The sequence below is a fragment of the Burkholderia cepacia genome, assembly GCF_001718835.1.
Classification (GTDB): domain Bacteria; phylum Pseudomonadota; class Gammaproteobacteria; order Burkholderiales; family Burkholderiaceae; genus Burkholderia; species Burkholderia cepacia_F.
Genome location: NZ_CP013443.1, coordinates 1,239,963 through 1,253,564, shown reverse-complemented (window position 1 = coordinate 1,253,564; position 13,602 = coordinate 1,239,963). Strand labels below are relative to the sequence as shown.

General features: G+C 65.9%; 11 protein-coding genes and 1 pseudogene. All 12 read right to left on the bottom strand.

Going from position 1 to position 13,602, the window contains the following annotated elements; translation table 11 throughout:
• The 12 genes and pseudogenes from astA to hpnI all read right to left on the bottom strand — a co-directional run bounded on the left by astA (position 1) and on the right by hpnI (position 12,985).
• Positions 1 to 1,032, bottom strand: coding sequence for an arginine N-succinyltransferase (gene astA, locus WT26_RS09230; protein WP_059527492.1), 1,032 nt, complete (start codon positions 1,030 to 1,032; stop codon positions 1 to 3).
• Positions 1,029 to 2,081, bottom strand: a complete 1,053-nt coding sequence (aruF, locus tag WT26_RS09225) for an arginine/ornithine succinyltransferase subunit alpha (protein ID WP_059498074.1) — start codon at positions 2,079 to 2,081, stop codon at positions 1,029 to 1,031. Before aruF ends, astA begins: the two co-directional genes overlap by 4 nt.
• Before the next feature lie 30 nt (positions 2,082 to 2,111).
• Positions 2,112 to 3,344, bottom strand: a complete 1,233-nt coding sequence (locus WT26_RS09220; RefSeq protein ID WP_059527497.1) for an aspartate aminotransferase family protein — start codon at positions 3,342 to 3,344, stop codon at positions 2,112 to 2,114.
• 814 nt (positions 3,345 to 4,158) lie between these two features.
• Positions 4,159 to 5,202 (bottom strand): GlxA family transcriptional regulator, encoded by a 1,044-nt coding sequence (locus WT26_RS09215; protein WP_069272679.1) that lies wholly within the window; start codon positions 5,200 to 5,202, stop codon positions 4,159 to 4,161.
• Positions 5,203 to 5,224: 22 nt separating this feature from the next.
• Complete coding sequence (locus WT26_RS09210; RefSeq protein ID WP_006488736.1) at positions 5,225 to 6,025, bottom strand: ABC transporter ATP-binding protein; 801 nt, start codon at positions 6,023 to 6,025, stop codon at positions 5,225 to 5,227.
• A 19-nt stretch (positions 6,026 to 6,044) separates the two neighbouring features.
• Positions 6,045 to 6,758: an ABC transporter permease gene (locus WT26_RS09205; RefSeq protein WP_011351456.1), complete on the bottom strand. Its 714-nt coding sequence runs from the start codon at positions 6,756 to 6,758 to the stop codon at positions 6,045 to 6,047.
• Positions 6,755 to 7,444 carry an ABC transporter permease gene (locus WT26_RS09200; protein ID WP_021163190.1) on the bottom strand — a complete coding sequence of 230 codons (690 nt, stop codon included), beginning with the start codon at positions 7,442 to 7,444 and terminating at the stop codon, positions 6,755 to 6,757. The genes WT26_RS09205 and WT26_RS09200 overlap by 4 nt, the downstream gene beginning before the upstream one ends.
• A 270-nt stretch (positions 7,445 to 7,714) precedes the next feature.
• Positions 7,715 to 8,271, bottom strand: a pseudogene (locus WT26_RS09195) (hypothetical protein).
• Positions 8,272 to 8,356: 85 nt separating this feature from the next.
• Positions 8,357 to 9,388, bottom strand: coding sequence for a lysylphosphatidylglycerol synthase domain-containing protein (locus WT26_RS09190; RefSeq protein WP_069272678.1), 1,032 nt, complete (start codon positions 9,386 to 9,388; stop codon positions 8,357 to 8,359).
• On the bottom strand, positions 9,385 to 10,269 hold the full coding sequence (gene hpnK, locus WT26_RS09185) for a hopanoid biosynthesis-associated protein HpnK (protein WP_059902045.1): 885 nt from the start codon (positions 10,267 to 10,269) through the stop codon (positions 9,385 to 9,387). Before hpnK ends, WT26_RS09190 begins: the two co-directional genes overlap by 4 nt.
• A 3-nt stretch (positions 10,270 to 10,272) precedes the next feature.
• Positions 10,273 to 11,715 (bottom strand): hopanoid biosynthesis associated radical SAM protein HpnJ, encoded by a 1,443-nt coding sequence (gene hpnJ, locus WT26_RS09180; protein ID WP_309301883.1) that lies wholly within the window; start codon positions 11,713 to 11,715, stop codon positions 10,273 to 10,275.
• Positions 11,716 to 11,809: 94 nt separating this feature from the next.
• On the bottom strand, positions 11,810 to 12,985 hold the full coding sequence (hpnI, locus tag WT26_RS09175; protein WP_069272677.1) for a bacteriohopanetetrol glucosamine biosynthesis glycosyltransferase HpnI: 1,176 nt from the start codon (positions 12,983 to 12,985) through the stop codon (positions 11,810 to 11,812).
• Positions 12,986 to 13,602 lie beyond the last annotated feature (617 nt).

Genomic DNA, 13,602 nt, shown 5'->3' with positions numbered 1-13,602 from the left:
TTATCCCTGTTTGACTTTGAGCGGCAGCACGCGGACCGGATCGCCGGCCTTCACGTCGAGCGCGGCGGCATCGTCGGCCGACAGCACGAACGAGCCGTTCGCGACCACGCCCGGCGCGACGCCGACGCGGAAATCGGTAAGCGACGTGTTCGACACGAGCGACCTGGGGGCGTCGTCCCGTGCATCGGGCACGCCGATCGCGACCGGCACGACGACGCTTTCGCGCACCGTGCGCAGGTCGTTGACGTGGCATTCGAGCACCGGGCCCGCGTCGAAGATGTCGACGTGGTTCTGGTAGCGCAGCCCTTCCGCCTCGAGCATCTTGCGGGCCGGCAGCGTGTCGCGGTGCGTGAGGCCGACCGCGTCCTGCGCGTCCTGCGGCAGCAGGTCGACGTACACCGGGTAGCGCGGCATCAGTTCCGCGAGGAACGACTTGCGGCCGTGCGAGCTCAGGTAGTCGGCCGCGTTGAAATCGATCTGGTAGAAGTGCGAACCGACGGCGCGCCAGAACGGCGACGTGCCGTCTTCGTCGAAGTGGCCGCGCAGTTCCGCGCAGATGCGTTCCGGGAAACGCTCGCGGAACTGTGCGATGAACATGAAGCGCGAGCGCGACAGCAGGCCGCCGACGCCGCCCGTGCGATAACGCGGGCTCAGGAACAGCGAGCACACTTCCGCGTAGCCCGTCAGGTCATGCGAGATGTTCAGCGCGTGCATGCGCGTCCACACGCCGAGCTCCTGGCTCGCGTGCACGACCGTGCTCACGCGGTAGTTGTAGAACGGCTGTTCGAGGCCGACCTGCGATTCGATCCCGCATACGCCCGCGATGTCGCCCGTCTTCGACTCTTCCATCACGAAGAAGTAACCGGCCTCGCCGGCCGCGGCCTCGCCCGCGAGCGTGCGGCGCGTGCGCTCGATGCGCGCGGCGAGCGCGTCGCGGTCGGGCTTGAACGTGGTCAGGCCCGGCCCGGTTTCCTTCGCGAGCGACACGAGCGCGTCGACGTCGCCCGTTTGTACGACCCGAACGACGATCATGCTGCGTCTCCCTTCAAATCTTCATCGTCGCGGCGGTGCAGCGGCACGCAGCGCACGACATCGCCATCCTTCACATCGAGTGCCGCGCGCACGTCGCCGGCAAGCGGTGCGTCAGCCGCATCGCCCGGCAGGTCGGCCAGCACGCAGCGGAACGATTCGCCGCTGCCCGTCGACACCATGTACGCGACGTCGCCCTGCTGGTGCGCGGCCTCGCGCACGACGCGCTCCGTGCCGTGCTTCACGCATGCGGTACGGTCGACCTGCGCGGTGAGCACCGGGCCCGCGTCGAAGATGTCGACGAAGCGGTCGGGCTCGAAGCCTTCCTCGAGATGGATGTCGTAGGCGAGCAGTGCCGATTCGTTCGGCTCGCCGAGCACGCGCTGCGCGGCTTCCGGCAGCAGCGGCACGTAGAGCGGATACGCCGGCATCACTTCCGCGATGAAGGTGCGGCTGCGGCCGCCTGACGCGATGTCGACGTCGGTGAAGTTGCGGCCGAAGAACTTGCGGCCCACCGCTTCCCAGAACGGCGACGCGCCCGTGTCGTCGCTCACGCCGAGCAGCAGCGTGAACACTTCCGGCGTGAAGCGGCGGCGGTTCGCGGCGATGTACATCATCCGGGCGCGCGAGATCAGGTGCGCGGCCGCGTCGCCGCGCAGCGACGGATCGACGTAGAAGCCCGCGAGCCGGCTCTTGCCGGTCAGCTCGTGCGACATCGTGAGCGCGTGGATCTTGCGGTTCACGTGCAGCTCGCGCGACGCGTGGATCAACGCGTCGTTGCGAAACGCGTAGAACGGTTCCGAGTAGCCGGCCGCGGCCACGATGCTCGCCGTGCCGAGCAGCTTGCCCGTCGACGAATCCTCGAGCACGAAGAGGTAGAACTCCTCGCCGGCGAAGTCGACGTCCGCGCGAAACGAATCCTCGGAGAGCGCCACGCGCGCTTCGAGCGCCGCGCGGTCGTGCGGCAGCGAGTGCAGGACCGGCTGCGCGGTGCGCGCCATGTGCGCGAGCGCATCGAGATCCGTGAGTTTGCCGGGGCGAACAAATAGCATCGTCGTTCCTGTCTGCGATGGGGGCGCCGATCAGCGCGCGGTGGCTTCCTGGGCGGCGAGCACTTGTTCGACGGCCTTCTCGAAGCGCTTGACGCCTTCGTCGAGCAGGTCGAACGGGATCACCAGCGACGGGACGAAGCGCAGCACGTTCGGGCCGGCGATCAGCATGATCAGGCCGTTTTCCGCTGCTGCGGTGACGAAGTCCTTCGCGCGGCCGTCGAATGCGGCCGTGAGTTCCGCGCCGACGAGCAGGCCCTTGCCGCGCACGTCCTTGAAGATGCCGAAGCGTGCGTTGATGCGCTCGAGCGCGCCCTTCAGGCGCACGCTGCGTTCGCGCACGCCTTCGAGCAGTGCCGGGTCGCCGATCAGTTCGACGACCTTGTCTGCGATCGCCGATGCGAGCGGGTTGCCGCCGTACGTCGTGCCGTGCACGCCGACCTTGAAGTGCGCGGCCAGTTCGTTGGTCGTCAGCATCGCGCCGATCGGGAAGCCGTTGCCGAGCGCCTTGGCGGTCGTGAGGATGTCCGGCGTGACGCCCGTGTCCATGTACGCGTAGAACTGGCCCGTGCGGCCGACGCCCGTTTGCACTTCGTCGAAGATCAGCAGTGCGTTGTTCGCGTCGCACGCTTCGCGCAGCGCCTTCAGGAAGGCCGGATCGGCCGGGATCACGCCGCCTTCGCCTTGCACGGGCTCGACGATCACGGCGCAGGTTTGCGGGCCGATCGCGGCCTTTGCGGCTTCGATGTCGTTGTACGGCAGGTGCTTGATGCCGGCCGGCACGGGGCCGAAGCCTTCCGAGTATTTCGGCTGGCCGCCGACACTGACCGTGAAGAACGTGCGGCCATGGAACGACTGCACGAACGAGATGATTTCTGCTTTATCGGCGCCGTGGCGGTCGAACGCGACGCGGCGTGCGAGTTTCAGGGCGGCTTCGTTCGCTTCGGCGCCCGAGTTCGCGAAGAACGCGCGGTCGGCGAAGGTCAGCGATTCGAGGCGCTTTGCGAGGCGCAGCACCGGCTCGTTCGTATAGCCGTTGCCGATGTGCCAGAGCTTGCGGCTTTGTTCGTCCAGGACTTTCAGCAGTTCCGGGTGGCCGTGGCCGAGCGACGTCACGGCGATGCCGCACGCGAAATCGATGTACTCGCGGCCGGCCGTGTCCCACACGCGGGAGCCCTCTGCGCGATCCGGCACGAACGGCGCGGGAGAAAATACCGGCACCATCACTTCATCGAATGTCTGGCGGGTCACGGTCGAGGTCGTCATGGTCGTTCCTTTCGGTAGAGGTCTTGAACAATAGGTTCAAGTTTAGGTAAGGGTGACGCAAGCGTCTTGCGGAATTGCGACGGGTTCTATCGGGATGTTTTTTGTGCCTTGCGGCAGGTTCCGGGGTTTTTTACCTTCGGTGCGCTTCGGGTTTCGCCTGTCCCGTTTTGTTTGCGGTCTATTAGCGTCGCCCCTGCGCGGGGCGGCGGTTACTTTTCTTTGTCTTGCCAAAGAAAAGTAACCAAAAGAAAGGCGCTGTGAGAACGCATGACTTCCCGGTGCCGTGGTTGTCAGAGTGGTTCGCACCTAAGTGTCCGCGCCAGTCAGGAACACGGAGTGGTTCGAGCAATGGTTCTGACACGTCGCACCACCAAGCAGAGTGGTATACCACTCATCAGTTCCATCCTCGCTTCGCTCGGCTGCAGGGCACTTCATGGTCGCACTGCACATGCATCGCCCGCGATAGCCAACGCCAATCAACCAATCAACCAATCATCTGTTCAGCAGGTGTGGACCTGTCGGCCGAGCGAAGCGAGGGCGGAGCTTGCGGGCGGTATACCGCTCTGCTCCGTGGTGCGGCGCGTCAGAACCATTGCTCGAACCACTCCGGTCTCCTGACTGGCGCGGACACTTTTGTGCGGTCCACTCCGACGACGATCGCACGGAACCCGGGGCATTTCGAGCGCCTTTCTTTTGGTTACTTTTCTTTGGCAAGACAAAGAAAAGTAACCGCCGCCCCGCGCAGGGGCGACGCTAATAGACCGAAAGCATTACAGGCAATTCACGAAAAGCCCAGGCAGACCACCCAACAAACTCAGTCCTTGTTCACGCGCTCGACGAGCGCCCCACCCCGCGGTTCACTGCCCCCGCCGGTCTGCTTTTCGAGCCACGCTCGCCGATCTTCCCGAGGCGTGACCCCGAACCTTTCGCGGTACGCGTTGGAAAAATGCGCAGCAGAAGAAAACCCGCAGGCGAGGCTGACCTGCACGACCGACTTGCTGGTCCGCTGCAGCTGAGTCCGGGCCTTGAGCAACCGGAGGTTGAGGTAATACTTCGAGGGCATCGCCCCGAGATACTGTCGAAAGAGCCTCTCCAATTGTCGGCGCGACACGCCGACCAACCCGGCGATCTCATCGGTCGTCAACGGATCCTCGACATTGGCTTCCATGAGCAGCAACGCATCGTTCAACCGGGGATGCCGCTCGCCCGGCGCAGTCACAAAAGGAATCCGCTGCCGCTCTTCGCCGCTCCGCAAAGTGCCCGCGCCAAGCGCATCGGCAATCCTTTCAGCCAGCTCCGGCCCGTGCTCCCGGCCGATCATGGCCAGCATGAAATCCACGGTAGCCTGCCCGCCGGCACAGGTCGCGCGGTCACGATCGATCTCGAAGATCTGCTGCGTGACGATCGACCGCTCGAACTGTTCGGCGAACTGCTGATAGGTCTCCCAGTTCACGCTCACCCGATACCCGGAAAGCTGCCCGGCCATCGCAAGCCACCACACGCCATGATGAATCCCGGTCACGAGCGGCGTGCGCTGCCCGACCCGCGCGAGACTCGCGAGAAACAACCGGTAGTCGGCAAACTGCTGAAACCGCTCCGACACGACGATGACCCAGTCGCACGCGACAGCATCGTTGAACGCCGCATCGGCATGCCACTGCGCTCCGCCGGCAAGCGGCACCGGCCGCCCGTCCCACGAACACACCTGCCAGCGATACAGCAGCCGCCCGTCGATCTCGTTCGCGAGGTTCAGCGCATCGACGATCGGACCCACGCCCGACATCGACACGGGCGGCAATGCAACGATCGCCACCTGCATCGTGCGGGTGGCGCCTGCGGGACGAGACACCGGTACCACGTATGAAACCCGCCCTGTCGCGTTACTTGAGACTGCCCGACAGGAACTGCTTCAGCCGCTCGCTCTGCGGGCGTACCAGCACTTCCTTCGGATCGCCCTCTTCCTCGGTCCGCCCCTGATGCAGGAACATCACGTGGTTCGATACGTTGCGCGCGAAACCCATCTCGTGCGTGACGACGATCATCGTGCGGCCTTCCTCGGCGAGCTTCTGCATCACCTTCAGCACTTCGCCCACGAGCTCCGGGTCGAGCGCCGACGTCGGCTCGTCGAACAGCATCACGTCCGGATGCATCGCCAGCGCGCGGGCAATCGCCACGCGCTGCTGCTGGCCGCCGGAAAGATGCGACGGATACTGCTTCTCGACGCGCGGCGGCAAGCCGACCTTTTCCAGGTACTCGCGCGCGCGCTCCTCGGCTTCCTTCTTCGAAATGCCGAGCACGTGCACCGGCGCTTCCATCACGTTCTCGAGCACGTTCATGTGCGCCCAGAGGTTGAAGTGCTGGAACACCATCGCGAGCTTCGTGCGGATGCGCTGAAGCTGCTTGTGATCGGCGACTTCGAGCGCACCGGCGCGGTCGGTCTTCGTGCGCACGGCCTCGCCGTCGACGACGATCTGCCCCGCATTCGGCCGCTCGAGAAAATTGATGCAACGCAGGAACGTGCTCTTGCCCGAGCCGCTCGCGCCGATGATGCTGATGACGTCGCCGGCCTTCGCGTTCAGCGATACGCCCTTGAGCACCTCGTTGTCGCCGTAGCGCTTGTGAATGTCGACCGCGGCAAGCTTGACGGAAGCGGACGCGCTCGTTTGAGTGATCTCGGCCAACTGGCTCTCCTCGAAGTGATCAATGACGGGCGGCCGCGAGATACGCGAGCCAGTGGCGCTCCGCGCGGCGAAACGCCGCGACGAGTGCGAACGATACCGCAAGATAGATCAGCGCGGCGATTCCGAACGACTGGAACGCCATGTAGGTCGCGGAATTCGCATCGCGCGCGACCTTCAGGATGTCCGGCACGGTCGCCGTGAACGCGACGGTGGTCGCGTGCAGCATCAGGATCACCTCGTTGCTGTACAGCGGCAGCGCGCGGCGCAGCGCCGACGGCAGGATCACCCGGCGGTACATCGTGAACGGCGACATCCCGTAAGCACGCGCCGCCTCGACCTCGCCATGCGGGATCGCGCGGATCGCACCCGCGAAGATCTCGGTCGTGTACGCGCAGGTGTTCAGCGCGAACGCGAGAATCGCGCAGTTGAAGCCGCTGCGGAAAAATGCGTCGAGCAGCGAGTGCGAACGCACGAACTCGAGGCTGTACATGCCTGTGTACAGCAGCAGCAACTGCACGTAGAGCGGCGTGCCGCGAAACACGTACGTGTAGAACCGCACCGGCGTCGACACCCACTTGTTCTTCGACACGCGCGCGACCGCGAGCGGCACCGCGCACACGAAGCCGAGCGAAATCGACGCGACGAGCAGCCACAGCGTCACCGCGAGGCCGGAGAGGCGCTGGCCGTCCCAGTAAAGGAACGCCTGGCCGAATTCCTGGAGGATCTCGATCATAGTTCTGCGTGCCGCACGCCCATGGAATAACGCTTCTCGAGCTGGATCAGCACGAGGTTGGAAACGGTCGTGATCGCGAGATAGATCAGCGCCGCGACGAGGATGAAGAAGAACATGTTGAACGTGCTCTTGCCGGCGTCCTGCGCGGCCTTCACGACGTCCGCGAGGCCGATGATCGATACCAGCGCGGTGGCCTTCACGAGCACCTGCCAGTTGTTGCCGATGCCCGGCAGCGCAAAACGCATCATCTGCGGAAACATGATCCGCACGAACACGCGCATCCCGCTCATCCCGTAAGCCGCGCCGGCTTCGAGCTGGCCGCGCGGCACCGACAGGAACGCGCCGCGGAACGTCTCGGTGAAGTACGCGCCGTAGATGAAGCCGAGCGTCAGCACGCCGGCGACGAACGGGTCGATGTCGATCTGGTCCCAGCCGACGAAGTCGGTGAACTGGTTCAGCCAGATCTGGATGCTGTAGAACAGCAGCAGCATCAGGACGAGATCGGGCACCGAGCGGATCAGCGTCGTATAACCGGTCGCGATCGCTCGCAGCACCCGGTTGTGCGACAGCTTCGCCACCGCGCCGATCAGCCCCAGCGCCACCGCAGTGGCAAGCGACAGCACCGACAGCTCGATGGTCTGCACGGTGCCGGCCCAGAGGACAGGGCCAAAGCCGTAAAGGAACACGCGCGTCTCCAGAGTTGGAATGGATGCCGACGCGTATGCCTGTCCCGCGCCGGGCTGACGCGGATAGTCGCAAGCGAAATTGATTGCCTCAAATCACCCGGCACACGATTGCTGCGTCGCAACAATCCGCCCCATCATTTTCAACCGCGGCCTACACCGCTGTTTCAAAAGGAAAAAAGCCGCTCCCTGACAACCGGATAACGGCCGGGGAAGCGGACTTTTTGCAATTTTCCGGTCGCTTTTTCGATATAGCGCCGAAGACGGCTGCGCTTACCGCCCTTTCAGGATGTCGGAGCGCGAAGTCGTATAGACGAGCCCGTCCGGGCCGAAATGGACGTTGAAGAACGCGTCGGTGTTGACGCCGTCCTCGAGCCAGCGCCAGCTCCAGACCGTCTCGGGCTTGAGCGGATACTGCGCGATGTCGCCGGGCTTGCCGAGCAGGCGCCGCACCTCGTCCTCGTTCATCCCCGGGCGACCTTCGCGAAATTCTCGGCGGTCAGCACCTGCGTCGCGCCCGTGTAGCGGCCGTTCGCGTCGAGATCGACGAACCATGTCTGGTTGCCCATCGGGCCGCGCGGATATTCGAGCCGCTTCGAGCCGTCGGTGAAATCGCGCTCGGTCTCGGGCTTGCCCATCGTGCCGCGCACGTCAGCCTCGGTCGATTCGCCGGCCTTCAGCCCCTTCAGCAGCAGCGGCGCGGGCTTGATCGCGTTGAAGAAGTCCCTGATACGTTGCACGTCGAGGTTGCCTTGCTTGTCGTCGCAGCCGGTCAGCGCCAGCGCGGCGGCCAGCATCGTCACGGGGAGCAGCCGGAAACGGAAATTCATCGGAAGAAATGCGCGTCGAGAAAACACGCGGCAAGGATACCCGCGCGACGCCAAAAGCGCGAGACGGGCGCTCGGCCCGTCTCGTTCAGTGCGTCGGTTCGGTTTCGCGCGCGGCGGCCTGCGCCTGCGGCGCGGGCGGCACGCTCGCCGTCATCCGGCGCCGCGTATGGGCGAGCTCGGCAAGCTGCCACGAACCGAGCGCGAGGCAGCCGAACAGCACCTCGCGGCCACGCTTGACCAGCGCGAGCGACAACGCCGTCTCGCGGTCGACGCCGAACATCTGCGCGAGCAGCACGACGGTCGCCTCCTGCACGCCGAGGCCGCCCGGCACCATGAACGCCGCATGGCGCACGGCCTGCGTCATCGCCTCGATCGCGATCGCGCCGCCGATCGACACCGGGTGGCCGAGCAGCGCGAGCGCCCAGTAGATCTCGAGCGCGCCGAGCACGTAGCCGGCCAGCTGCCAGAAGAACGCGCTGAACAACAGGCCCGTGCGCGACATCAGCGCATCGATGTCGGCATCGAGCCGCTTGCCGTCGACGCCCTGCAACAGCCGGTGCGAATCGCCGAGCAGGCGGCCCGCGAAACGCTCGATCGCATGGAAGATCCCGCCGCGACGCATCAGCACGACGCCGAGCACCGGCAGCGGCAGCGTCAGCAGCAGCGCGAGGCCGATCGTGCCGCCGCCCATGTTGTCCGTCGTCGCGAGCAGCAGCACGAGGCCGAGCGCGGCAAACGCATACTGGACGACGATCGTCACGAGCACCTCGACGATCACCGACGCCGTCACGCGGCTCGCGTCGGGCACCTGCCAGCGCGCGAGCCGGATGCCGACCAGTTCGCCGCCGATCCCGACCACCGGCAGCAGCCGGTTCACCGCTTCGCGCACGGTCGCGATCCACCAGAGGAACGGCAGCGACGAGCGCTTGTCGAGCAGCAGGTGCCACGCGTAGGCGTCGAGCAGCAGCGGCAGCGCGTGGAACGGTACGAGCCACAGCAGCGCGTAACCGGCGCGCGCGAGCATCTGCGACACGTCGCCGATGCCTTCGTGCAGCCCCAGCGCCAGCAGGATGCCGATGCCGAGCGGCCAGCCGAGCCATTTGATCCACTGGGTCATGACGGCTGCGCTCCCGGCGCGCGCGACGCCTGCCCGCCGCGCCGCGCCGCGGGCTGGCCGAACACGTCGGCAAAGCCGCCGGTCGCGACGCCCGCGGCCTTCAGCGCGGCCGCGACGCGCGGCGACAGCAGCGCATCGAGTTCGTCCACCGGACGGTAGCCGGCCATCGTCGGCGTGATCGGGCCGTCGCCGGCCTCGGCCGGATGGCAGTAGATCTCGCCGACGCCCGGCGGCAGCTTGGCCAGCGCATCGAGCAGCACGGCCTCGTCCATCGCGCCCGTATGCTCGATCCCGACCACGTAGTCGTTGTGCGCGAGCCCCGCGCGGTCGAGCCGCGCGCGCACGAGCGCGATCCACGGCTTGAGCAGCGCGGGCGCGCCCGTCTCGTACGGCAGCCGCACCGCGCGCAGCCCGTAGTCGCGGCCGATCTCGATGATCAGCGACAGCACGGTCGGATGCAGGTGGAAATGCTTGTGCGCGTTCACGTGGTCGAGCGGCAGCCCGCTCGCCGCGAACGCGTCGAACTGCGCGCGAATCTCGCGGCGCAGTTGCGCCCGCACGTGCGGCAGGAAGAAGAAGCGGCAGCCGTCCTTCGCCATCGCGTCGCCGAACCGCCCGTCGGGGCCGACGAGCGCGGGAATCTCATGCGCGGGCAGCGTGGCCGGCCCGTCCGCGAGCACGAGATGCAGGCCGACCGCGAGCGACGGCAGCCGCCGCGCGCGCTCGATCGCATCCGGTGCAGCGGGTGCGCCGACCATCAGGCTCGCGGCGTTCAGCACGCCGTCGCGGTGCGCGCGCTCGACCGCCGCGTTGACGCGCGGGTGCAGCCCGAAGTCGTCCGCGGTGAAGATCAGCGCCCGCGCCGCCCGCTGCGTCGCCACGGATTACGCCTCGTGCGCGCGCAGGAAGCGGAAGAACTCGACGCCTTCGCGCAGGCGGCGCTTCATCATGTCCCAGCTCGTCAGCATCTCGCGCACGATCTCCCAGATCTTCGACGGACGGAAGTAGAACTGGCGATAGAACTGCTCGAGGTGGTGATAGATCTCGTCGCGCGACAGGTGCGCGTAGCCGATCGCCGCGAGCTGCACACCTTCCTTGCTCACCAGGTTGATGGTCTTGTTCTCTTCCATCCAGCCGTTTTCGACGGCCTGCTTGTAGAGCGTCGTGCCCGGATACGGCGCGGCGAGCGAGACCTGGATCGTGTGCGGATTGATTTCCTTCGCGTACTCGATCGTCTTCTTGATGGTCTCCTGCGTCTCGCCCGGCAGGCCGAGGATGAAGGTGCCGTGGATCTTGATGCCGAGCTTCTTGCAGTCCGCGCTGAAGCGGCGCGCGAAATCGGTGCGCACGCCCTTCTTGATGTTCACGAGGATCTGGTCGTCGCCGGATTCGAAGCCGACCAGCAGCAGGCGCAGGCCGTTTTCCTTCATGATCTTCAGCGACTTGTACGGCACGTTCGCCTTCGCGTTGCACGACCACGTCATGCCGAGCTTGCCCAGGCCGATGGCGATCGCTTCGGCGCGCGGCAGGTCGTCGGTGAAGGTGTCGTCGTCGAACATCAGTTCCTTCACTTCCGGCATGTTGTCGCGGATCCACTTCGCTTCCGCGAGCACGTTCTCGACCGAGCGCGTGCGGTAGCGATGGCCGCTGACCGTCTGCGGCCACAGGCAGAACGTGCAGCGCGACTTGCAGCCACGGCCCGTGTAGATCGACACGTACGGGTAGTTCAGGTAGCCGATGAAGTAGTTGTCGATCTTCAGGTCGCGCTTGTAGACGGGCGCGACGAACGGCAGTTCGTCCATGTTCTCGAGGATCGGACGCGCTTCGTTGTGCTCGATCGAGCCGTCCTTCGCGCGCCAGCTCAAGCCCTTGATCTCGGGGAACGGCTTGCCTTCGGCGATTTCCTTGCAGGTGTAGTCGAATTCCTCGCGGCAGACGAAATCGATCGCCTCGCTCGCCGTGAGCGAGTTGTGCGGATCGACCATCACCTTCGCGCCCACCATGCCGACCAGCATCGACGGCTTCATCTTCTTGAGATCCTGCGCGAACATCGCGTCGGTCGGGAACGACGGCGTGCTCGTGTGGATGATCACGAGGTCGTAGTCGTTGGCGATCTTCAGCGTCTCCTCGACCGACAGGCCGTCGGCCGGCGCGTCGACGACGCGGCTGCCCGGCACGAGCGCGGCCGGCTGCGCGAGCCACGTCGGGTACCAGAAGGAACGGATTTCGCGCTTCGCCTGATAGCGCGAGCCGGCTCCGCCGTCGAAGCCGTCATACGAAGGGGCCTGCAAGAACAGCGTTTTCATGAATGCTCCGGTAGCCTGCATAGTTCGTTTCGTTACAACGATTCAGTCAAAAAACCGCGGGCCGCCCTGCCGGCGCCCGCCTCTCGTCATGGTTGGTCAGCCTGCGCCGTGCCGTTCAGCGGCCGTCGCCGCCCTCCACGGCCGTCGCGCGTTCGCGGCCGACGACCGTCATCCTCGCACCGCGCCACACGACATGCGTGCCGAACACGGCCGCGAGCCACTCGAGCGCGAGCAGCGTGTCGCGCACCGCGACGAGCGGCAGGTCGCGCCAGAATGCCCGCCAGCCGTCCTCGCCGCGCGCGTGCAGCACGAGCCGCCCGAACGCGCCCACCACGGCCGCCCCGCCCGCCAGCGAGCCGGCGAAGGTTCCGTCGAGGCGCAGCGCGAGCGCCGCGCCGATCGCGAGCCACGGCACGGTAAACGTAATGAACAGGAACGCGAAACCGGCCGGGTTCAGCGAACGGATCGTGCGCAGCCAGCGCGTCTCGCGATGCCACAGCGGCCCGAACGACGGCTCGATCACGTCGGTCGCGACCTCGACCTCGGACAGCACGGTGCGGCGCCCGAGGCGGCGCGGCAGCTCGGCCAGCCAGAAATCGTCGGCCAGTTCGTCCTTCAGCGCGGGAAAGCCGCCGATCCGGTCGAGCGTGTCGCGCGTCAGCGCGAGCGTCGCGCCGAAGCCGAAGCGGCTCGAGCGGCCGAGATGCGTGATCCGGACCGACGGCGCGAACCAGGCGTCGACGAACTGCGCGCCGATGCGCGTCCAGAACCCGCCGACGCTGCGCGCATGATACAGGCACGTGACGACACCGACCGACACATCGGCGAGCGGTGCCGTCACGCGCTCCAGATAGTCCGGCTTCACCGCGATGTCGCTGTCCGCGATCACGATGCGGCCGTATTTCGCGCGTTCGGCGAGGTTGATCAGGTTGCTGACCTTCAGGTTCTTGCCGTGCACGCGCGCATCGATCACGAGCGTGATGTCGCACTCGGGGTAATCGGCGCGCAGCCGTTCGACCACGGCGACGGCCGGATCGGCCGCCGACGCGACGCCGAACAGCACTTCATAACGCGGATGGCGCTGCTCGCAGAACGTCGCGAGGTTTTCGTACAGGTGCGGCTCCGCGCCGCAGAGCGGCTTGAGCACGCTGACCGGCTCGAAGCCGTCGCGCGCGGCCGTGCGCGGCGTACGCGGCCGCGGCGCGAACGCGGCGACGAGCGCATAGCCGGCCGCCGCCAGCGTGAACGCGACCAGCAGCCACTCGATGAGCGATACGGCTGACGACGTCATGCGCACCGCCCTGCGGCGGCCATGCCGCGGCGTTGATCAAACGGGCAAGCGATGATGGATGATCCGATTGGGACGAACGCGGGCACGACCCGACTCCTTGTTCCAGCAGCGTCTGTATCAGGGGCATGCGATGCTCGAAAGCAGCCCTGCCCCGCTCGAGAGGCGCTCCTGCGCAACGCGCGGACAAAACGCAGAAAATGCGAACGGCAACCGTGAGCGCGAGATGGACAATCGCCGGATTTTAACAGCCGGCGATACCCCGCGCTCGAACACGCCATGAAACGGACTGATGCGAAATCATCAAAATCCGGACAGCCGGCATTCTTCCGATGCAACCTCGTAAACCCTAGCGTAAGCGGTTTGCAGGCGTATTGCAGTCTCCAAATCTTGGCCTTTCGTGGTTTTTTGTGTCTACGCACAAATTCGCACCCAATCTCCGTAAAATTTCGTAATTTTTCGATGATTACGTTGATTGCGGAAACAATCGATACGCTCGGCCCGGGCGCCCCTGACGCCCGCAGGGATATCGGCGCGTCGCCAGCGCGATCCGGAACCCTTTGGCAAAATCCTTGGCATTTGTTGCGTAAGCGCATCACCGCCCCCCCCAGTCCGAAGGC